Genomic DNA, 20,845 nt, shown 5'->3' with positions numbered 1-20,845 from the left:
GCCGGTGAAGCTACCGTCGCGCACCGTCCGGAGCATGTCGCGGGTCGCCCACTTTCTCCAGGACGCGGGCGCGCAGCAGCTCGTACTCCTCTCGGAGGCGTGTGATCTGTGGGGGTCGCGGGATGGGGACGCCTCCGCCGACGGTCTCCTCCGGGCGGAACTGCTCGCGGGTGAGGTCGACTTCCAGGCCCATGCCCAGGCGGTTCCACCAGTGGTAGTCGGTCCACTCGTCGGCGACGCGCACCTCGCCCCGTATCAGCTCGCCGCCCAGCAGGTCCTGGACCACCAGCGCGGTCACGCCGCACTGGCCGCGGGCCGGGTTGTCCGGGGGCCAGGCGCGGGCGGAGTCCGAGGGGTACGTGTCGGGGCCCCAATTGGCGCGCACAGCCTCTTCGATGTCGGTGAGCTGCAACGGGTTCATGGTCGTGATCCTCGCAGCCGCCACTGACAATCGAGCCCAGCCCTTGATCACGCGCCCGTCCGCTCCTCGGCTACGCTGCCTCGCGCACAGGGAGTCTCGGCCTCGGGGGGCGTACGGAATTGAACGGTCAGCCAAGCAGGGCCATCATCCGCGCCCAGGAGATCCGCACCGCCCGCCTCGACCTCGTACCTCTCCAGGTCGAGCACGCGGACGAGATGGCCGACGTGCTCGCCGATCCTGCCCTGCACGCCTTCATCGGCGGCTCTCCGGATGATCCACAGGCCCTGCGCGCCCGCTACCGGCGGATGACCGCGGGCTCCCCCGACCCGGCGGTCTCCTGGTGCAACTGGGTGCTGCGGCTGCGCGACGAGGGCTGCCTGGCCGGGACGGTGCAGGCGACGGCCGGTCCCGCCGACGGCGGCGAAGGGCTTGTCGCCGAGATCGCCTGGGTCGTGGGAACCCCCTGGCAGGGGCGGGGCCTCGCGGTGGAGGCTGCCCGCGGCCTCGTCGAATGGCTGGCGGGCCGACGGGCCGTGCACGGCGTCATCGCCCATGTCCACCCGGACCACCGCGCCTCGGCGGCCGTGGCAGCGGCCGCGGGCCTCGCCCCCACCCATGAGTGGCAGGACGGCGAGGTCAAGTGGCAGCGGCTACTTAAGCGTTGAGCAACGCAGTCCCTCAATCCCTCAGCATCACGACGCCTCAGCGTCGGCCGCGGAACGTACGGCGCAGATCGTTCACCCAGCCGTCGGGGATCTCCCACGGGATGAAGTGACCGCCGTCCTCGTGCGCGGTGAGGTTGACGTGCTGATACCAGTCGGCACGCTCGCCGCCCAGCCAGCTCCGGATCCGCTCCTCGGTGGTGGTGACACCGGGCGGGTTCTCGTGGCCGACGAAGGTGATGCCGGTGGGGGCCTCGATCGCCGGCTGCCGGTCGTGGGAGGGCGTCCAGGGGTAGCGGTTGGCGTTGGCGTAATAGCGGACCGACGTACCGATGGTGTTGTTCACCCAGAAGATCATCGCGTGGGTGAGGAGATCGTCCTTGGAGAAGACGCTCTCCACGTCGCCACGGTTGTCGCTCCACTTGTCCCAGCGCTCCAGGATCCAGGCGAGCAGACCGACCGGCGAGTCGCTGAGCCCGTAGGAGAGGGTGCTGGGGCCAAGGACGTGTACGGCCAGGTGGGCGGCGAAGCGCCGTTCCAGAGAGAGGAGTTGGCGGTGGGCGGGCGCGGAAAGGCCCTCGGGGATCGGCTGCCCGCCGCTGAGGTCCCAGCCCCGGTCGCCGTTGAACATGGTGAGCTTCTGGCCGGACCCGATGTGGATGCCGTGCAGTTCACCGGCGTACTTGTGGCCGAGCTGACCCGTGACGAGCGCGCCGATGTCGCATCCCGCTGCGGCGTACTTCTCGTGGCCGAGCGTGTCGGTCATCAAGGTGTGCCAGAGGTCGGCGACCTTCCAGAAGTTCATGTCGGGGTGGTCGGGCAGCGGCGCGGAGAAGCCGAAGCCGGGCAGCGAGGGGACGATGACGTCGAACGCCTCCGCCGGGTCGCCGCCGTACGCGGCGGGGTCGGCGAGCCGGTCGACGACCTTGGACCAGTGCCAGAAGGTCCAGGGCCAGCCGTGCGTGAGGATGAGCGGGGTGGGGGCGGGGCCGACGCCGGGCCTGCGCATGAAGTGCACCGGCACGCCGTCGACACTCACCCGGTAGTGCTCGTAGGAGTTGATCGCCGCTTCGGCCTTGCGCCAGTCGTACTGATGGAGCCAGTACTCGGCCAGCTCTTGGAGGTAGCCGCGGCGAACGCCGTAGTACCCGTCCTCGTTGCCCACGTCGTCGGGCCACCTCGTCAGCCGCAGCCGCGCCCTGAGGTCGTCGAGCACCGCGTCGGGGACGTGGATCGGCTCGGGCGTCAACGGGAAGCGCGCTGCGGCTGACATGAGGTTCCTTCCGGGTGAACCGAAGAAAGGGGTCAGTACGGGCGGTCACCCGCGATCGCGACGCGCTCGGCCACGCGACGGTGCGGGGCGTAGTCGTCGACCGCGTAGTGCTGGGTGGAGCGGTTGTCCCAGAAGGCGACGTCACCCGCCTGCCAGTGGAACCGCACCTGGTACTCCGGGACTTGCGCCTGCCGCACCAGGTAGCCGAGCAGCCGGTCGCTCTCGGCCCGCTCCATGCCCACGATATGCGTGGTGAAGGAGGTGTTCACGAAGAGCATCTTGCGCCCGGTCTCCGGGTGCCTGCGCACGACGGGGTGGGTGACCGGCGGGAACTGCTCCTGGAGCGGGATCAGCTTCTGGGGCCCGTAGAAGCGGACGAAGCCGGGGATGAAGTCGTGCACGGCCTGGGCCCCTTCGATGCGGGCCTTGACGTCCTCGGGCAGGTTGTCGTACGCGGCCGCCATGTCCGCCCACATCGTGTCGCCGCCCACCGGCGGCACCTCACGCAGTTGCAGGACGGCGCCGAGCGCGGGGCGCTCGCGGAAGGTGACGTCGGCGTGCCAGACGTTCTCGTACGTGGGGGTGGCGCTGCCGCCCTTGTCGAACCGGACGACGTCGTCGGCCGAGCCGCGCGCGAGCAGCGGATTGGTCTCGAGCTCGCCCCAGTTGAGGGCGAAGGCACGCTGCTGCTCGGAGGTGATACCGGCGCCCCGGAAGAAGAGCACCTTCCACTCCAGGAGGGCGCGGTTGAGCTCCTCGCGCAGCGCGGGCGTGAGCGGCTGCGCGAGGTCGACGCCGCGGATCTCGGCGCCGATGATGCGTCCCTGGGGGACGACGTCGATCAGTTCGTACGGGCGCTCTTCCCAGCCCTCGGGGACGCGGCGCAGGGTGCGGCGGCCTTCGTACATGCCGTCGGCGGGGACGCGGGCGTCACGCAGCGCGGGAGAGAGGGGCGAGGCAGGAGATGCGGGAGAGACGGCAGGGGAAACCACGGCCATGGTGATCCTTCAGTTGTGAGTGAGCGGGTGGCGTCACGAGGACGGCACGCAGGACAGCTGGAGACGGATCTCCGGACAGCTATCGACCCGATCGCTCGCACCCACGGCGCCACGGGACCCCGAAGGTCCTCACGGCGGCGGTCAGGTGCTGGATCATGTCCACCATTGTGTATGGCTATGCCTTGCGGAGCAAACCCCCGTACTCGTAGATCCCCTTGATCTGCTCGGTGGCTCGACCGGCGCCCGGACGCCGACCAGCCCCCGCTCGCCCCGGTCCACGACGACCTGCGAGAGGCCCAGGTAGCTGCCGGGCGATGTCGGAATGGACGTCGTCCCGGACTGTACGTCTGCCGCCACAGCGCGTTCTCCACCTCTCCCGGAGGGACATGTGCTCGCGCTCCGTCGCGGCGGCACTATCCCGTGATCCGAACCCGGGTGAACCCGGTACCGGATCTCCAACAGGGGTGTGCCCAGAGCCCGTTGGGCTATCTGACCCGGTCACCCCACCCCTTGCATCCGGCGCGCGATCCGGGCGTGGTCCCGCAGGGCGTCCGCGAGGCCGGGCAGGACGGGCTCGCCCCGGTCCACCAGGACGCGCCCGGCGACGACCGTGGTCCAGGCGCGCGCGGGTCCGCAGCGCAGCCAGGCCTCGACTCGGTCGCTCAACGCCCCTGCCAGGGCGACCTCGTGGGTGTCCCAGACGACGAGGTCGGCGCAGGCGCCGGGGCGCAGATGCCCCAACTCGTCCGCGCGGCCCAGGCATTGGGCGGAGCCACGGGTCGCCATGTCGAGCGCGTCACGTGCGGTCATCGCCGTGGGACCGCCTCGGTAGCGGCCCAGGAGCAGGGCGGCGCGGGTCTCCATCCACAGCGAGGCGTGGTCGGTCGACGCGGAGCCGTCGCAGCCGATGCCGACCGGCAGGCCGAGATCGCGCATGTCGCGTACGCGCGCGGTGCCGCCGCCGATGAGCATGTTCGAGCTGGGGCAGTGGGCGACGCCGACTCCGGCGGCCGCAAGGCGCCGCAGTTCGGCGTCGTCGGGGTGGATGCAGTGGGCGACCCAGGTGCGCTCGCTCATCCAGCCCGCGTCCTCGAAGTACTCGACGGGGCGGCATCCGTAGACCTCTTGGCAGTACGCGTCCTCGTCCGGGTCCTCCGCGAGGTGGGTGTGCAGCCGTACGTCGTGGCGTTCGGCGAGTTCGGCGGTGGCCCGCATCAGCTCCTTCGTGACGGAGAAGGGCGAGCAGGGCGCGAGCGCGACGCGCACCAGGGCGCCCGGCTCCGGGTCGTGGTGGGCCGCGATCAGCCGCTCGCTGTCGGCGAGGACCTCCTCCTCGGCCTGTGTCACGCTGCGCGGCGGCAGTCCTCCGTCGTCCACGGAGCGTGTCATCGAGCCGCGGGTGGCGTGGAAGCGGAAGCCGATGTCCTGGGCGGCCCGGATCTCGGCGTCGACCAGGCGCGGGCGGGGGTGGACGTAGAGGTGGTCCATCGATGTCGTGCAGCCGCCCATGAGGAGTTCGGCCATGCCGACGTACGCGGAGACGTGGACGGCCTCTTCGTCGAGCGCCGCCCACAGCGGGTACAGCGTGGTCAGCCAGTCGAAGAGGGAGCCGTTGACGGCGGGTGCGTAGGAGCGGGTGAGGTTCTGGTAGATGTGGTGGTGCGTGTTGACCAGGCCGGGGGTGACGAGCCGCCCGCCCGCCGACACGGTCCGCCGGGCCGCGGGCTCGCTGCCCGGGGTTCCGACGGCGCTCACCCTGCCGTCGGTGATCGCGACCCAGCCGCCGGGCAGTTCACGTCCGCCGTCCACGACGAGCAGTGAGGCGTCCTTCACAAGGAGATCAGGAAGAGCCGGTCCGCCGTGCGGGTTGTGCGTGACATGGGGCTGTGGTTCGAGGGGACGCGGATCGTGGGGCACAGTGAACCTCCGGCAGAAAGGCGCTACTTGACCGGCCGAGTGCGTGGCCCTCTCACGCGCCGCGCCACCGGGACACCCGCCCGGCGCCGAGGCGGCCACATGACGCATGATCGTGGCAGCGGGCGGTCCGCACCAGCGCTTCCGCCCCATCAGCGGTATCACCACCCGTACGCGAGATACGTACCACCAGAGAGGACCTCCCCATGGAAGACCGCTTCGACGTCGTCGTGCTCGGAGCAGGACCCGGCGGCTATGTCGCCGCCATCCGCGCCGCCCAGCTGGGCAAGCGGGTAGCGGTCGTCGAGGAGAAGTACTGGGGAGGTGTCTGCCTGAACGTCGGCTGTATCCCGACCAAGGCACTGCTGCGCAACGCCGAGCTGGCACATCTGTTCACGCACGAGCAGAAGACGTACGGCATCAAGGTCGAGGGGAGCGTGTCCTTCGACTACGGCGAGGCGTTCAACCGCAGCCGCACGGTCGCGGACGGCCGCGTCAAGGGCGTCCACTTCCTGATGAAGAAGAACAAGATCACGGAGTTCGACGGCCGGGGCACGTTCGTCGACGCGAACACGCTCCAGGTCGCCAAGTCGGACGGCTCCACGGACACGATCACGTTCGAGAACTGCATCATCGCCACGGGCGCGACGCCGAAGCTGCTGCCCGGCACGCGGCGTTCCGAGCGGGTCGTGACGTACGAGGAGCAGATCCTCGCCGACAGCGTGCCCGAGTCGATCGTGATCGCGGGCGCCGGCGCCATCGGCATCGAGTTCGCCTACGTCCTGCACAACTACGGCGTGCGGGTGACGATCGTCGAGTTCCTGGACCGCATCGCTCCCCTGGAGGACGCGGACGTCTCGACGGAGCTCGCCAAGCAGTACCGCAAGCTCGGCATCGACGTGAAGACCTCCACCCGCGTCGAGTCCATCGACGAGTCGGGGCCCAAGGTCAAGGTCACCGTGACCGGCAAGGACGGCGCGCAGGAGGTCCTGGAGGCGGACAAGGTCCTCCAGGCCATCGGCTTCGCACCGAACGTCACGGGCTTCGGCCTGGAGGCGACGGGCGTGGCGCTGACCGAGCGCGGCGCCATCGACATCGACGGTCGCGGGCGGACGAACGTGCCGCACATCTACGCCATCGGTGACGTCACCGCGAAGCTGATGCTCGCGCACACCGCCGAGTCCATGGGCATCGTGGCCGCCGAGACCCTCTCGGGCGCCGAGACGATGGAACTCGACTACCCGATGATCCCGCGCGCCACCTACTCCCAGCCGCAGATCGCCAGCTTCGGCTGGACGGAGGCGCAGGCCAAGGAGAAGGGCTTCGACGTCAAGGTCGCCAAGTTCCCGTTCATGGCGAACGGCAAGGCGCACGGCCTCGGCGACACCGTCGGCTTCGTCAAGATCATCAGTGACGCCCGGTACGGCGAGATCATCGGCGCCCACCTGATCGGCCCCGACGTCACGGAGCTGCTTCCCGAGCTGACCCTGGCCCAGCAGTGGGACCTGACGGTGCACGAGGTCGCGCGCAACGTGCACGCGCACCCCACGCTCGGCGAGGCGGTCAAGGAAGCGGTGCACGGCCTGGCCGGACACATGATCAACTTCTAGCGGCTCCCCGTCTCCCGGGGCGACCCCGCCGCTTGCGCCGAACGGCTCAAGTGGCGGGGTCGCCCGGTCCGGAAGATCCTTGGTCGGAACGTGCTGTGACGCCTCGGGGGCGAGGGAGAGGCAGTAGCCGATGTTCGCTGGCCTGGGTCGATTCGTGGTCCGTCGCCCGTGGTGGATCATCCTGGCGTGGGTCGTGGCGGCCGGTGCCGTGATCTCCCTGGCGCCGAAACTCACCTCCAGCAGCGACGAGGCGAGCTTCCTGCCGGACCACTACGAGTCCATCCGCGCGGCGGACGTGCAGGAAGCGGACTTCCCCAAGCAGCAGAACATCGGCGCGATCATCGTCTTCCAGCGCTCCGACGGCGGAAAGCTGACGGCGGCCGACTCCGCGGACGTCACCCGTATCTCCAAGGACCTGCAGGCCAAGAAGATCCCCGAGGTGCAGGCGGTCGTGCCGAGCGCGGTCTCGCCGAACAAGCTCGTGCAGACGTCCGTCGTCGCGATGCCGAAGATGACCAACCCGGAGGACACCGCACAGCAGGACGCGGTCAAGGAGCTGCGCTCCGATCTGGGGCCCGACCTGAAGGGGACGGACCTGTCCGCAGGGATCACCGGCTCCGCCGCGCAGGCGCTCGACGAGAGCGACGCGTCGGAGCGGGCGGGGCTGCTCGTCGGGGTCGGCACGATCGTGATCATCGTCGTGCTGCTCCTGGTGATCTTCCGGAGCCCGATCATCGCGCTGCTTCCCGTCGTCCTGATCGGCCTCATCTCCCCCATGGCGACCGGCCTGATCGCCTCCGCGAACAAAGCCTTCGACATGAAGGCCGACTCCTCCATCCAGGAGCTGCTCACCGTCGTCCTGTTCGGCGTCGGCACGGACTACATCCTGTTCCTGCTCTTCCGCTATCGAGAGGCGCTGCGGGCGGGCGAGGATTCCAAGGGCGGCATGGTGCATGCCGTCGAGCGGGTCGGCGAGGCGATCACCTCGGCGGCGGGCGCCGTGATCGTCGCGTTCGCCGCGCTCACGCTCTCCTCGCTCGGCATGCTGCGCTCCATGGGCCCGGCCCTGGCCATCGCGGTCTTCGTGACGCTGCTCGCCGGGCTGACGCTGGTCCCCGCCGTCGTCTCGCTGCTCGGCACGAAGGTGTTCTGGCCCTCGAAGACCTGGCAGCGCGAGCCGCAGGGCACCGGATTCGCGCGGCTCGGCGCGTCCATCGCCCGCAAGCCCGCCGTCTGGGCCCTGCTGTCGGCGGTGCTCATGGGCGCGCTCACGCTCGGCGCGCTCGGCTACCGGGCCAACTTCGACCTGGCGGGCTCCTCGCTGCCCAAGGACAAGGAGTCGATGGTCGCCCTGGACAACCTCCAGAAGGGCTTCCCCGCGGGCTCCACCGACCCGACCTCCGTCTACCTCACCTCGAAGGACGACGGGGCGCTGCCCGCGGCGCGCACCGCTGCCTTCCGGTCACAGCTGGACGACGTGAAGGGCGTGGGCAAGGTCTCCGCTCCCCAGCTGAGCAAGGACCGTACGACGGCGTCCTTCTCCGTGATCCTCTCCGACCCGCCCGCCTCCGACGCGGCGCTGGAGACCGTCAAGGACCGGCTGCGCCCGACCGCCCACCAGGACGCGCCGTCCGGCACCGAAGCACTGGTCGGCGGGACGACGGCGGTGTACGTCGACATCAACAAGGCCGTGGACCGCGACTACTCGGTGGTCTTCCCGGTCGCGGCCCTGGCCATCATGGTCATCCTCGGTCTGCTGCTGCGGAGCCTGGTGGCGCCCTGGTACCTGATGCTGTCCGTCGCCCTCGGCTTCGGCGCGACCCTGGGCGCGACCTCGCTCCTGTTCCAGCAGATCGGCAGCCAGCCCGGGTTGATGTTCATGTTGCCGGTGATCATGTATCTGTTCGTGGTCGCCCTCGGCACGGACTACAACATCCTGATGGTGTCGCGGCTGCGCGAGGAGTCCCGCGAGGGCCGCAGCCCGCACGACGCGGCCGGCACGGCGGTGCGCCACTCGGGTCCGACGATCGGCTCGGCGGGCGTGATCCTGGCGGGCACGTTCGCGACACTGATGCTCGCGGGCAACTCGACGCTCTCCCAGATGGGCTTCTCCCTCTCCTTCGGCATCCTCATCGCCGCCTTCGTGATGGCGATGATCTTCACGCCCGCCCTGACGGCCCTGATCGGGCACGCGGCGTGGTGGCCGGGGCACGGGGACCGGAAGCGCGACGGGGGCGGCACGCGACACGGCGGGGACGAGAAGCCGGACGCGGGCGGCGCGACCGAGGCGGACGGGGCGCGCCGCTAGTCCTCACCGCCGAGTGGGCGGCTGGTCCTTATCGCCGTACGCCGCCGAGAGCGCCTGGGCATCCGCGTACGACGGCAGGTCCTGCGGCACCGCGCCGCCCCGGGTGATCGAGCGCGCCGCCTCGACGGCTCCGTGCAGCGCGGCCCGGAAGAGCAGCGAGCCACTGCTCACCCGGCGCACGCCGAGCTCCGCGAGACGGGCGTAGGTCAGGGCGCCGGGCGCGAAGAGGATGTTCAGCGGGACGTCGGGCAGCCCTTCCACCAGCGCCGCGATGGCCTTGTCGTCCTGGAGGCCGGGTACGAACAGGCCGTCGGCGCCCGCCTGCCGGTAGGCGGCGGCCCTGCGCTCGGTCTCGTCCGCTCCCCCGGCGCGCAGCCAGTACGTGTCCGTGCGGGCGTTGACGAACAGATCGGGGGCGCTCTCCTTGATCGCACGGATCAGCTCGCACTGCGGAGCCGTGTCGGCCAGCGTGCCGTCCGGGCGCCCGTCCTCGATGTTCACTCCCACGACGCCCGCCCCGACCAGGTCCGCCGCGAGCTCCGCTACCTCCGTCGGCCGCTCGCTGAAGCCGCCCTCGATGTCCACGGTGATCAGCGCGGGCAGCCGGGCCAGGCCCTGGGCCAGGCGCAGGGTCTCCTCCCGCGTGTCACCCGTGGCGTCCGCCTTTCCGGCGGCTGCCGCCACCCCCAGGCTGGTCGTGCCGATCGCCGGGAAGCCGCCCTGGGCGAGCGCGGCGGCCGACGCGTGGTCCCAGGCGTTGGGCAGCAGCAGAGGCTCACCCGTGCGGTGCAGGGCGCGGAACGCGGCGGCTCGATGTGCGTACGTCATGCACGGACCGTAGCCGCGCGTCGATTCGGCCGCTGCCGAAACGTCCTGGTCGGCCGGGGCCGGGGCGGTGGCCGGGCGAGCACTTTCGACGACGCACCGAATTTGTTCCGGCGTAGTGTCGAGAACGGGTCGTCCGCTCCGACGTCCCCTGTGAGAGTTGCCCACAAGGGGTGACCACCGCACAGCTGAGGAGCGACATCATGAAGTATCTGGTGATGGTTCAGGGCACGCAGGCGGACTACGAGGCGCAGAGCGGCAAGGCGAACGCGACCAGCCCGGCCTGGAGCGAGAAGGACCTGCAGGCGATGTTCGCCTTCATGGGCGCGCTCAACGACGATCTGGCCGAGTCCGGCGAGATGGTCGACGGCCAGGGCCTTGCCGAGCCCGCGCAGACCCGTCTGGTCGACGTCGGCAAGGACGGCCGCCCGGTCATCACGGACGGTCCCTACGGCGAGACGAAGGAAGTACTCGCCGGGTACTGGGTCCTGGAGTGCGCGAGCCTGGAGCGGGTCACCGAGATCGCCAACCGCATCCAGACCTGCCCGGTTCCCGAGGGCGCGCCCCTCTACCCCGTGGTGATCCGCCCCATCATGGGCGGCCCCGACGTCGCGTGCTGAACGGCACGGACCTGGTCGAGGACCTGCTGCGCCTGCACGCGCCGCAGGTCCTCGGCGCGCTCGTACGGCGGTACGGGCACTTCGGCGAGGCCGAGGACGCCGTGCAGGAGTCGCTCCTGTCGGCGGCCCGGCAATGGCCCGAACAGGGCGTCCCGGAGAATCCGCGCGGCTGGCTGATCAGGGTCGCATCGCGGCGGCTCATGGATCAGCTGCGCAGTGACGAGGCGCGGCGCAGACGTGAGGAGGAGGCGGCCCAGCTGGCGCCCCGGGACACCTTCACGGCGCCCGCGCCGGGCGAGAGCCGCGCGCCGTCCGACGGCGACACGCTGACCCTGCTCTTCCTGTGCTGCCATCCCGGGCTGAGTCCGGCGGCGCAGGTCGCGCTGACGCTGCGGGCGGTCGGCGGTCTGACCACGGCCGAGATCGCCCGCGCCCATCTCGTGCCCGAGGCGACGATGGCGCAGCGGATAAGCCGGGCGAAGGCGAAGGTCAAGGGCGTGCCGTTCCGGCAGCCGGACCGCCAGGACCGTGATCAGCGGCTCGCGGTCGTCCTTCAGGTGCTCTACCTCATCTTCAACGAGGGCTACACGGCGACCTCGGGCAGCGATCTGCACCGCGCGGATCTGGCGCGCGAGGCGATCCGGCTCACCCGGTCCGTGCGCACGCTGCTGCCGGAGGAGGGCACGGTGACCGGCCTTCTCGCGCTGATGCTGCTCACGGAGGCCCGCAGCGCGGCCCGCACCGGCCCCCACGGGGAGCTCATCCCGCTCGACGAACAGGACCGCACGCGCTGGGACCCGAGCGCGATCGAGGAGGGCTCCGCGCTGGTCGAGAAGGCCCTGTCCCAAGGCGTCGCGGGCGCCTACCAGTTGCAGGCGGCGATCGCCGCGCTGCACGACGAGGCGGCGCGCGCCGAGGACACCGACTGGCCGCAGATCCTCGCCCTGTACGACATCCTCGTACGCCGCACTCCCGAACCCATGGCCGAACTCAGCCGTGCCGTGGCCCTCGCCATGGTGCACGGGCCGCGGGCCGGTCTCGCCGAAGTGGACTCCCTGGAAGACCGGTTGGCCGGCCACCACCGGCTCGACGCCGTGCGCGCCCACCTCCTGGAGCGGGCGGGCGAGACCGAAGCGGCCCGCGCCGCGTACCAGTTGGCGGCCAAGCGTACGCTGAGCATCCCCGAGACGCGCTACCTCCAGATGCGTGCGGCCCGCCTGTCGTCGACCTGAGCCACGAGTACGGAGCATGAGTACGGAGATCGAGATGACCGGCGTCCCGGGCGGCCGGATGACGCTGTCGGACCGGCGGACGCAACGCAGCTGGCCGGTCGATGTCGCGGCCCACGCGCTCGCGCCGTTCCCCGTCACCCAGGAGCAGTACGCGTCGGTCACCGGCGAGCGGCCGAGCACCGCGCACGGCGACCGGCTGCCCGTCGAGGGCGTGTCCTGGCTGGACGCGGTCCGGTTCTGCAACGCCCTGTCCGTGCGGGAGGGGCTGGCACCCGCCTACGCCCTCGACGCCGATGACGGCGTGGAGTGGGACGCCTCCACGGACGGTTACCGCCTTCCGACCGAGGCCGAGTGGGAGCACGCGTGCCGGGCCGGTACGGCAGGCGCGCGGTACGGCCCGCTCGACGAGATCGCCTGGCACGCCGGCAACGGCGCCGGGCGGATCCACGACGTGGGCGGCAAGCGGCCCAACGCGTGGGGCCTGCACGACATGCTGGGCAACGTGTGGGAGTGGTGCTGGGACCTCTACGACCCCGAGGTGTACGGCACCTACCGGGTGCTGCGTGGCGGCGGCTGGTTCGACGAGCACTGGAGCTGCCGGGCCTCGGTACGGCGCCGCAGCCACCCGACGTTCCGGATCGACGACGTGGGCTTCCGCGTCGCGCGCAGCTCCGCCCCTTGAACGGGAGCCGCCCGGAGCCGTCCCGCACGTAACGCAGCTCACAGGGACAAGGGCCCGACCTGGGAACACAGGCTATTGGTTCACCGTTGAACAGTACGTAGGTCCCGATCGCGATTCCCCCGTCCGGTCGGGGCCTACCTCTCTTTCCGACCGGGCATGTCCATCCCGTTCCGTTTCACGCCTTCGAGCGCGAATATGCCAACCGCACCGCGCGGCGCACCCCCCGGACGGCATCATGCGTTCATGGACGGTGCCAAGCCTGTGCAGGTCTTGTTCACTCCCGACGAGTACGAAGCGGTCCAGCGCAACGCGGACCAGCTCGGCCTCACGGTCGACGAGTTCATACGCCGGGCCGCGACCGTCGACGCCTCGGAGCTCCCCTGCCTCACCGCCGGCGCCCGGCGCGGCTCCGGCGCCCCGGCGGCCGTGCCGCGCATCCGCCGCAGCCTGGGCCCCGGTGGCGCACCCGCGCTCCAGCGCTTCCTGGACACGCTCGCGACCGCAGTGGAGCCCGCCCCCGAGGAGCGGGTCCCACCGCAGCCGACGGTCCGCAGCTGCTCGGGGCAGTGAGGGGCGGTGAGCCTCAGGCCAGGGAGATCTCCGGCTTGTACAGGTCGAGCCAGAGCGCCAGGTCCAGCGTGCGTTCGAGACCACGCCGGGACGCCTGGGTGATCTGCGGTACGTCGCGCCCCGCGGCCCGCGCCACGCGGTCCCGGTCGACGAGGTCGAACACCGGGTGGTCGGGCTTGGCGAGGAGGTCCTTGACGTGCCCCTGGAGGGCGATCGCGTACTTGGGGTCCTGGGTGGAGGGATAGGGGCTCTTCACCCGGTCGTACACGGAGCGCGGCAGGACGTCCGCGGTCGCCTCCCGCAGGAGGCTCTTCTCCCTGCCGTCGAAGGACTTCAGGGACCAGGGCGTGTTGTAGACGTACTCGACCAGGCGGTGGTCGCAGAACGGCACCCGCACCTCGAGGCCGACGGCCATGCTCGCGCGGTCCTTGCGGTCGAGCAGGACGCGCACGAACCGGGTCAGGTGCAGATGGCAGACCTTGCGCATCCGGAACTCGAAGTCGCTCTCGCCGTCGAGGCGCTGGATTTTGGCGACCGCCGTGTCGTAGCTCTGCTGGATGTACGCGGGCAGGTCGAGGGTCGCGGCCAGGTCAGGGCGCAGGACGTCCGCGTCGTCGCCGAAGTGCTCGGCGAACTTCACCAGCCAGGGGAAGGTGTCGGCATTGCGGGCCTCTTCGTCGAAGAACTGGAGGTAGCCGCCGAAGACCTCGTCCGCCGACTCGCCCGAGAGCGCGACCGTCGAGTGTTCGCGGATGGCACGGAAGAGGAGGTAGAGGGAGGCGTCCATGTCGCCGAAGCCCATGGGCAGGTCGCGGGCGCGGATCATCTTGGCCCTGACCTCGGGGTCGGCGAGGGCGTGCGAGTCGAGGACGATGTCGCGGTGATCGGTGCCGGAGGCCTTGGCCACGTCGTGCACGTAGGGCGTGTCCGGGGTCAAGCGCAGTTCGTCGGCGACGAAGTTCTCGCTCTGGCCGACGAAGTCGACGGCGAAGCTGCGTACGGTCTCGCCTGCCTCGCCGAGTTGGCGAGCGGCGATCGCGGTCATCGCCGAGGAGTCGAGGCCGCCGGAGAGCAGCGTGCAGCGCGGCACGTCCGAGACGAGCTGGCGGCGCACGATGTCGTCGAGGAGCTCGCGCACCTTGGCTATCGACTCCTCCTGGCCGTCGGGGTGCGGCCGGGTCTCCAGCTGCCAGTAGACGTGACGGCGCGGGCCGGAGCGGTCGACGGTCACGACGGTGCCGGGCTCGACCTCGCGCATGCCCTCCCACACGGCGTGACCGGGCGTCTTGACGAAGGTGAAGAGCTCCCGCAGACCGTCGGCGTTCACCCGTGCGCGGGCCAGCTCATTGGCGAGGATCGCCTTGGGCTCGGAGCCGAACAGGACGCCGTCCGGGGTCTCGTAGTAGTAGAAGGGCTTGATGCCCATCCGGTCGCGGATCATGACGAGCTTGTCGTTCCTGCCGTCCCACACCGCGAACGCGTACATGCCGTTGAGCCGTTCGGCAACCGCCTCGCCCCACTCCAGATAGCCGCGCAGGACGACTTCGGTGTCGGAGTCGGTGGTGAACTCGTGGCCGCGGCCGGTCAGTTCACGGCGCAGTTCGGTGTAGTTGTAGGTCTCCCCCGAGTAGACGAGGGCGACGGTGCCACGCGGTGTCGCCGCGGTCATGGGCTGGCGCCCGCCGGGCAGGTCGATGATGGCGAGCCTGCGGTGCCCGAGTCCGGCGGGGCCTTCGATCCAGGTGCCGCGGTCGTCGGGGCCACGGCAGGACATCGTCTCGGTCATCGCGTCCAACGTGCCGGACGCGGACCGCAGATCACGGTCGAAGGAGACCCAGCCAGTAATGCCACACATGCGCTACCTCCTGCTTCACGCTGCCTGTGCGCTACCACCCGGCAAACTAGGTGTAGATGGCAGCTATATGGCAAGGGTGCGCCTCGCGACTGCGTACGGTCAATGAGCCGGTAACACGGAACGGCGCATTCCGGCCAACGGCAAAGACTTCCCCAAAGGGGCTCTCACCTGCGCTTTTCATCGGCGGCAGCGGTGGGGCGCGAGGCCTCACGGAGCACCGCCGCCGCATCGTCGCGGGCCCGGCCGATCGCGTCCGGGAAGATGCGCAGGCCGTGCGCGACCAGGGCACCCTCGTGCAGCAGCATGAGCGTGCGGCCCAGCTTCGCCGCACGCCGGGGCGCGATGTCACGGGCCAGGCCGGTGAACAGGGCGAGCATCCACGCCTTCTGACCGGTGATGACCTGATAGGCGGGGTGCGCGGGGTCGCTGATCTCGGCGTGCGCGTTGACCATGCTGCACCCCTTGGCGCTGTTCACCCCGGCCCAGTCGCGCGAGGCGTCGAAAACGGCCAGGACCCTGGCCCGCGGGGTGGTCGCGTTCTCGACGTACGGAGCGAGGAAGGCCAGCCAGCGCTCGTCACGGGCCGCCAGATACTCCACGACGATCTGCTCCTTGGAGCCGAACCGGTCGTACAGCGTCTTCTTGGTGACCCCCGCCTCCGCGGCGATCAGGTCCACACCGACGGCGTGGATACCGCGGTCGTAGAACAGCGCGCTCGCGGCGTCCAGGGCGCGCCGCGCCCCCGGCGTCATGACGATCCTGTGCGGCGCACTCCCCGAGCCCGTGGCGGCCTTCGCGATCTCACTCACCTTGTCGTCCATCTCTCCATAGTAAACCGATCTGTATACTCGACGGCGAGTAGACCGATCTGTATACCCAGCCGCTATCGGAGGAACGCCATGAACGTCCTGCTCTCGATCGCGTTCGTACTGACCTGGAGCTCGGGTTTCATCGGAGCCAAGCTGGGCGCCGGGAGCGCCTGCGCGGTGACGGTCCTGATGTGGCGGTTCCTGCCGCTGGCCCTCGTGCTCGCCCTAATCGCCCTCACCGTGGCGCGAGCGTCATGGAAGGGGCTCACGGCACGTGACGCGCTGCGCCAGGCGGCGGTCGGGGCGCTCTCGCAGAGCGGCTATCTGCTCACCGTGTACTACGCGATCCAGCTCGGCGTCTCCAGCGGCACCACCGCCCTGATCGACGGCACCCAGCCCCTGGTCGCGGGCGCCCTCGCCGGGCCGCTGCTCGGCCAGTACGTATCGCGCACGCAGTGGGTGGGCCTGGGGCTCGGCGTGAGCGGGGTGGCCATCGTGACGGCGGCGGACGCCACGGGCGGCACCGACGCTCCGTGGTGGGCCTATCTGGTGCCGTTCCTCGGCATGTTCTCGCTGGTCGCGGCGACCTTCCTGGACCGCCGCTCCCCCCGCCCGGTCGCCCCGGCGGTCTCGATGACGGTCCACTGCGTGACCAGCGCCGTCATCTTCACCGCGCTCGCCGTGGGCGCGGGCGCCGCCGAGCCGCCCGCGGAGGCGTCGTTCTGGGTGGCGATCAGCTGGCTGGTGACGCTCTCCACGTTTGGCGGGTACGGGCTCTACTGGCTGATCCTGCGGCGCTCCGGGGTCACGCAGGTCAACACGCTCATGTTCCTGATGGCGCCGGTGACGGCCCTGTGGGGCGCCCTGATGTTCGGCGAACCCTTCGGCGTACAGACGGCGGTGGGCCTCGCGGTCGGGCTCGTCGCGGTCGCCGTCGTGCACCGGGGCAAGGGCTCGGCGGGCACGGTGGTGCGCTCGCCCCGGGACGCCTCGTCGACGGCCGCGCCGCGTCAGTCCGCCAGCCGGAAGTCCGCGTAGTCGAAGCCGGGCGCGACGACGCAGCTCACCAGGACCGGCTCGTCGCCGGCCGGGCGAGCCGCCTGCCACACACCGCCGGGCACCAGGATCTGCGGGCGTGCGCCGTGCTCGACGTCCGGTCCCAGGCGCATGGGCGCCGCACCCTCCTTCGGGAGCTCACCGTCACCGCCCAGTCGCAGGTCGAGGGGGCCGCCGCGGTGCCAGAGCCAGATCTCGTCGGAGCGCACCACGTGCCAGCGGGACTCCTCCCCCGGGCAGAGCAGGAAGTAGATGGCGGTGGCCGCGGTCCGCGCGCCGGGGTAGCCCGGAGGCGTGAAGGAGTGCCCCGAGGCCCAGGTCTCGACGAACCAGCCGCCTTCCGGGTGCGGCTCCATACCCAACTCGCTCGCCAGGGCGGGGCGTTCACTCGCGTCGCTCATACGTGCTCTCCGTTCCGGAGGTCGACGGGGTTCCGGAGTCCGAGACTCTCACGCAGGCGTGAGGAAGGCCTGCACCGTGGGTCCGTACCGCGCGGTGATCTCGGCGACGGATGCGGCGCGCACGCGTGGCGCGCGGGCTATCCCGTACATCACGCCGAGACCGAGCAGCGTGCCCACCGCGAGCTCGGCGCGCAGCCCCGCGTCCGGCCCTTCGAGGCGCTCACCGAGCCGGTCCACCACCTGAGTACGGAAGTTGGCGCGCAGGATGTCGCCCTGTTCGCGGTGGAGCGGGGCGAAGACGATCCGCAGGATGGGATCGGCGCCGTGCTCCGCCTGCCCGGTCAGCAGGTGGTGGACCATGTGGTGGCCCAGTGCGGCCAGGGGCGCGTCGAGGAGGGCCTCGACGTCGGCCTCGAAGGACATGATGCGGGCGAAGAGCGCGTCCCTGTTGCCGAAGTACTTGAGGATCAACGGCGCGCTCACACCCGCCCGTTCGGCCACCGCCTTGAGCGTGATGTCGGCGTGCGCGTGCCGGGCGAGGAGGTAGCGGGCGGCGCGGATGATGACGGCCTTCGTCGCTTCGGCGTCCCGGCGGGCGGGCGCGGGTGCGGAGGTGGTGTTCATGGCGTCACCTTCTTCCCTTCCAGGGCCGTCTCCTGCGTGGGTCCCGGCTGCCCGGCGGCCCGCTCCGAGCCCTGGGGCGCGGGATCCGAGGGTATGGCGAGGGCCGCGGCGCAGGCGACGAGAGCGACGGCTCCGGCCATGGCGAAGGCCAGCCGGTAGCCGGACAGGGTCGGCACGTGCACCCCGTCGAGCAGCGTGGTGTGCCGGACGAGGACGGCGGCGACCGCCGCGCTGCACACGCTCTGCCCGATGGTGCGCATCAGGACGTTCACGCCGTTCGCGGACGCGGTCTGCGCGAGGGGCACCGCCCGCAGGATCAGGGTGGGCAGGGCCGAGTACGCGAACGTCGTCCCCACCGAGACCACGGCGGCCCCCAGGATGATCACCCACAGGTGACGGCTGTCGACGATGCGTACGACATAGCCGAGCGCGATGACGGCCGCCCCGATGGCCAGCGTCACGCGGGCGCCGTAAGCGGTGGACACCCGCGCCGACACGGGCGAGAGCACCAGCATGATCACGCCGTTGGGCAGCAGGCACAGGCCCGTCGCCACGATCGAAAGACCCAGTCCGTAGCCGCTCGCCACGGGCGCCTGCACCAGCTGGGCGGTGACCAGGGAGTTGGCGTAGAAGGCGAACCCGGCCAGGAGCGCCGCCACGTGCGGCAGCGCGACGCGCCGCCCCGCGGCCAGGCGCAGGTCCACCAGGGGCTGCTTCGAGCGCAGTTGCTGCCTGCTCCACACGGTCAAGGTCACGACGGACCCGGCGAACAGGCCGAGTACGGGCGCGCTGCCCCACCCCCACTGCCCGCCCTGCGACACCGCGAGCAGCAGGCAGACCAGGCCCACGGCGAGACCCAGCGCGCCCCAGGTGTCGAAGCGCCCCGGGGAGCGAACGGGCGATTCGCGTACGGTCCACCAGGCGAGGGCGAGCCCGATGGCGCCCAGCGCGCTCGTGGCCCAGAACATGGCGTGCCAGTCCGCGTACTGCACGATCAGCGCGGCGAGCGGCAGGCCGAGCGCCGCCCCGATGCCGACCGTCGAGCTCATCAGCGCCACCGCCGAACCGGTGCGCTCCGGCGGGAGTTCGTCCCGCAGGATGCTGATCGACAGAGGGACGACGGCCGCTGCCGCGCCCTGCAGCGCGCGGGCCGCGATCAGCAGCCGGATGTCGGAGGTGAGCGCGCACAGCGTCGATCCCACGGTCATCAGGCCCAGCGCGGCGAGCAGCACCCGCCGCTTGCCGTACATGTCGCCGGCCCGGCCCAGTACGGGCGTCAGGACGGCCCCGGCCAGGAGGGTGGCGGTGACCAGCCAGGACACCGCGCCCGGTGAACTTCCGGTCAGGCGGGGCAGATCGGGGAGCAGGGGCACGACCACCGTCTGCGTGATCGCCATGAGAATGCCGCCGAAGGCCAGGACGGGAACCGTCAGGCGGGCACCTGTGCGCGCTCTGTCTGCGGAAGAAATCGGGACGAGCTTCATGATCACTCCAGCGCGGACACGAAGTGGAGAGAAGTGAAGAGCGGGCGAAACCAAGTGAATGAGAATTCACCATAGCGGGTGAATGGGCTTTCACCACCGCCGATTTCGGATACGAGATCAAGCCATCCGCGATGTGAACACGTCGGCGAAGAGCGGCCAACCGCCTTGCGGGCGCTGGTCGGCGCCACCGCCGACGGTATGGAGTCAGCCATAATGCCGCCCATGACGAGACTGCGAATTGGACTGGTCGGCACGGGCCCCTGGGCCTCGTCCACGCACGCTCCGGCGCTCGCCGCGCACCCGGACGTGGAGTTCAGCGGCGTATGGGGGCGCCGGCCCGACGCGACGGCCGCGCTGGCCGCGGCGCACGCGACCACGGCGTACGCGGACGTGGACGAACTGTTCGCGGCGAGCGACGCCGTGGCGTTCGCCGTCCCGCCGGACGTACAGGCGCCGCTCGCCGCGCGGGCAGCGGCGGCGGGCCGTCATCTGCTCCTCGACAAGCCGGTGGCGACGACGGTGGCCGCGGCGCGTGACCTCGCGGCGGCGGTCGAGGCGGCCAGGGTGGCGTCCGTGGTCTTCTTCACGCTGCGCTTCGCCGCGCCGACGTCGGCCTGGGTGTCCCAGCAGGCGGCGACGGAGGGCTGGTTCACGGGGCGCGCCGACTGGTACGGCTCGTTCTACTCGCCGGACGGGACCAGCCCGTTCTCCTCGCCGTGGCGGGCACGGCGGGGCGGCCTGTGGGACGTGGGCCCGCACGCGCTGTCCGCCCTGATGCCGGTGCTCGGCGATGTCACCGACGTGACGGCGGCGGCGGGACAGGCGGATCTGGTCCATCTGATCCTGCGGCACAGCGGCGGGGCGTCCAGCACGGCGACGCTGAGCCTGACCACGCCCGCGAAGGCCGCGGGGGTGACGGTGGAGTTGCGCGGTGAGGCGGGGACGGCGCTGATGCCGTCGGGGGGCGGGGCGCTGGACGCGTTCCGCTCGGCGATCGACGCGCTCGTCGATTCGGCACGATCCGGCCGCGCGCACGACTGCGACGTGCGGTTCGGGGTACGCGTGACGGAGATCCTGGCCCGTGCCGAGGAGCAGCTGCCTGCCGGCTGAGGCGGCTGTTGACCGGCTCGGGCGAACCGCCCCCGGGACAACCGCGGGCGGCCGGTACCGTGGCCGCTACGTAATGGCGAGTGACGGCACCGGCCGCAGCCAGTGGACCCAGGAACCGATTCGGGAAGTCATGCGTCGTACGTCCCGAGTGCCACGCTTCCGACCACACACATCGGAATACGAACAAGCGATCCATACTCTTCCCGCAGCGGCCCAATGGGCCTAGGGGGTATCCAACGCCGGGGAATTTCAGCCAATTTCCAGCTCCCCGGTCAAGATGCCCCACAGTTGTGTCCGCGTGCCCGCCGACGATGGAACTCGCAGGTCGGTGGTCCCGCTCCGCCCATGATGCCGCATCGACTGATCGTTTTTCTTCGGGCAATCTTTACTA

19 protein-coding genes are annotated in these 20,845 nt (G+C 70.8%); 9 read left to right on the top strand and 10 right to left on the bottom strand.

Annotation, left to right across the window (positions count from 1 at the left end; translation table 11 throughout):
• Positions 1–10 precede the first annotated feature (10 nt).
• Positions 11–421 carry a hypothetical protein gene (locus ACFUPX_RS15490; RefSeq protein WP_383321357.1) on the bottom strand — a complete coding sequence of 137 codons (411 nt, stop codon included), beginning with the start codon at positions 419–421 and terminating at the stop codon, positions 11–13.
• A 119-nt stretch (positions 422–540) separates the two neighbouring features.
• Between ACFUPX_RS15490 and ACFUPX_RS15485 the strand changes: the two genes are divergently transcribed.
• Positions 541–1,086, top strand: coding sequence for a GNAT family N-acetyltransferase (locus tag ACFUPX_RS15485; RefSeq protein ID WP_383321354.1), 546 nt, complete (start codon positions 541–543; stop codon positions 1,084–1,086).
• 37 nt (positions 1,087–1,123) lie between these two features.
• Here the strand turns inward: ACFUPX_RS15485 and ACFUPX_RS15480 are convergent, their stop codons facing one another.
• The 3 genes from ACFUPX_RS15480 to ACFUPX_RS15470 all read right to left on the bottom strand — a co-directional run bounded on the left by ACFUPX_RS15480 (position 1,124) and on the right by ACFUPX_RS15470 (position 5,187).
• Positions 1,124–2,356 carry an epoxide hydrolase family protein gene (locus ACFUPX_RS15480; RefSeq protein WP_383321351.1) on the bottom strand — a complete coding sequence of 411 codons (1,233 nt, stop codon included), beginning with the start codon at positions 2,354–2,356 and terminating at the stop codon, positions 1,124–1,126.
• Between the two features lie 32 nt (positions 2,357–2,388).
• A complete protein-coding gene (locus ACFUPX_RS15475; RefSeq protein ID WP_383321451.1) occupies positions 2,389–3,264 on the bottom strand; it encodes a TauD/TfdA dioxygenase family protein in 876 nt (291 codons plus the stop codon).
• Positions 3,265–3,852: 588 nt separating this feature from the next.
• The gene (locus tag ACFUPX_RS15470; protein ID WP_383321348.1) at positions 3,853–5,187 is read right to left on the bottom strand and encodes an 8-oxoguanine deaminase; all 1,335 of its coding nucleotides are present in this window, start codon (positions 5,185–5,187) and stop codon (positions 3,853–3,855) included.
• Between the two features lie 287 nt (positions 5,188–5,474).
• On the opposite strand from ACFUPX_RS15470, the gene lpdA reads away from it, so the two are divergent.
• Positions 5,475–6,878, top strand: a complete 1,404-nt coding sequence (gene lpdA, locus ACFUPX_RS15465) for a dihydrolipoyl dehydrogenase (protein ID WP_383321345.1) — start codon at positions 5,475–5,477, stop codon at positions 6,876–6,878.
• A 130-nt stretch (positions 6,879–7,008) separates the two neighbouring features.
• Entirely contained in the window at positions 7,009–9,186 is a 2,178-nt protein-coding gene (locus tag ACFUPX_RS15460; RefSeq protein ID WP_383321342.1) for an MMPL family transporter, read from the top strand.
• Between the two features lie 3 nt (positions 9,187–9,189).
• On the opposite strand, the gene ACFUPX_RS15455 is transcribed toward ACFUPX_RS15460, so the two are convergent.
• Entirely contained in the window at positions 9,190–10,014 is an 825-nt protein-coding gene (locus tag ACFUPX_RS15455) for an isocitrate lyase/phosphoenolpyruvate mutase family protein (RefSeq protein WP_383321339.1), read from the bottom strand.
• A gap of 200 nt (positions 10,015–10,214) precedes the next feature.
• Here ACFUPX_RS15455 and ACFUPX_RS15450 point away from each other — a divergent pair, with 200 nt between their 5' ends.
• The 4 genes from ACFUPX_RS15450 (at position 10,215) to ACFUPX_RS15435 (ending at position 13,115) form a co-directional block, all read left to right on the top strand.
• Positions 10,215–10,631 carry a YciI family protein gene (locus ACFUPX_RS15450; protein WP_383321336.1) on the top strand — a complete coding sequence of 139 codons (417 nt, stop codon included), beginning with the start codon at positions 10,215–10,217 and terminating at the stop codon, positions 10,629–10,631.
• Positions 10,625–11,863, top strand: coding sequence for an RNA polymerase sigma factor (locus ACFUPX_RS15445; protein WP_383321333.1), 1,239 nt, complete (start codon positions 10,625–10,627; stop codon positions 11,861–11,863). The genes ACFUPX_RS15450 and ACFUPX_RS15445 overlap by 7 nt, the downstream gene beginning before the upstream one ends.
• Before the next feature lie 16 nt (positions 11,864–11,879).
• A complete protein-coding gene (locus ACFUPX_RS15440; protein WP_383321330.1) occupies positions 11,880–12,545 on the top strand; it encodes a formylglycine-generating enzyme family protein in 666 nt (221 codons plus the stop codon).
• Between the two features lie 243 nt (positions 12,546–12,788).
• The gene (locus ACFUPX_RS15435; protein WP_383321327.1) at positions 12,789–13,115 is read left to right on the top strand and encodes a plasmid mobilization protein; all 327 of its coding nucleotides are present in this window, start codon (positions 12,789–12,791) and stop codon (positions 13,113–13,115) included.
• A 13-nt stretch (positions 13,116–13,128) separates the two neighbouring features.
• Here ACFUPX_RS15435 and asnB read toward each other — a convergent pair whose 3' ends face one another.
• Both asnB and ACFUPX_RS15425 read right to left on the bottom strand, forming a co-directional pair.
• Positions 13,129–14,970 carry an asparagine synthase (glutamine-hydrolyzing) gene (gene asnB, locus ACFUPX_RS15430; RefSeq protein WP_383321324.1) on the bottom strand — a complete coding sequence of 614 codons (1,842 nt, stop codon included), beginning with the start codon at positions 14,968–14,970 and terminating at the stop codon, positions 13,129–13,131.
• 164 nt (positions 14,971–15,134) lie between these two features.
• The gene (locus ACFUPX_RS15425; protein ID WP_383321448.1) at positions 15,135–15,722 is read right to left on the bottom strand and encodes a TetR/AcrR family transcriptional regulator; all 588 of its coding nucleotides are present in this window, start codon (positions 15,720–15,722) and stop codon (positions 15,135–15,137) included.
• 147 nt (positions 15,723–15,869) lie between these two features.
• Between ACFUPX_RS15425 and ACFUPX_RS15420 the strand changes: the two genes are divergently transcribed.
• Positions 15,870–16,817 carry a DMT family transporter gene (locus tag ACFUPX_RS15420; RefSeq protein ID WP_383321321.1) on the top strand — a complete coding sequence of 316 codons (948 nt, stop codon included), beginning with the start codon at positions 15,870–15,872 and terminating at the stop codon, positions 16,815–16,817.
• Here the strand turns inward: ACFUPX_RS15420 and ACFUPX_RS15415 are convergent.
• The 3 genes from ACFUPX_RS15415 to ACFUPX_RS15405 are packed head-to-tail and all read right to left on the bottom strand — an operon-like array spanning position 16,790 to position 19,344.
• Positions 16,790–17,236: a cupin domain-containing protein gene (locus ACFUPX_RS15415; RefSeq protein ID WP_383321318.1), complete on the bottom strand. Its 447-nt coding sequence runs from the start codon at positions 17,234–17,236 to the stop codon at positions 16,790–16,792. The genes ACFUPX_RS15420 and ACFUPX_RS15415 overlap by 28 nt on opposite strands.
• Positions 17,237–17,284: 48 nt before the next feature.
• Positions 17,285–17,860, bottom strand: a complete 576-nt coding sequence (locus tag ACFUPX_RS15410) for a TetR family transcriptional regulator (RefSeq protein WP_383321317.1) — start codon at positions 17,858–17,860, stop codon at positions 17,285–17,287.
• Positions 17,857–19,344, bottom strand: coding sequence for an MFS transporter (locus tag ACFUPX_RS15405; protein ID WP_383321314.1), 1,488 nt, complete (start codon positions 19,342–19,344; stop codon positions 17,857–17,859). Before ACFUPX_RS15405 ends, ACFUPX_RS15410 begins: the two co-directional genes overlap by 4 nt.
• 222 nt (positions 19,345–19,566) lie before the next feature.
• On the opposite strand from ACFUPX_RS15405, the gene ACFUPX_RS15400 reads away from it, so the two are divergent.
• Positions 19,567–20,454, top strand: a complete 888-nt coding sequence (locus ACFUPX_RS15400; RefSeq protein ID WP_383321311.1) for a Gfo/Idh/MocA family protein — start codon at positions 19,567–19,569, stop codon at positions 20,452–20,454.
• Positions 20,455–20,845: the final 391 nt, after the last annotated feature.

The organism is Streptomyces sp. NPDC057302 (assembly GCF_042667685.1).
Taxonomy (GTDB): Bacteria; Actinomycetota; Actinomycetes; order Streptomycetales; family Streptomycetaceae; genus Streptomyces.
Note: the sequence above shows the minus strand (reverse complement) of the source record. Positions and strands in the feature narration are given on the sequence as shown.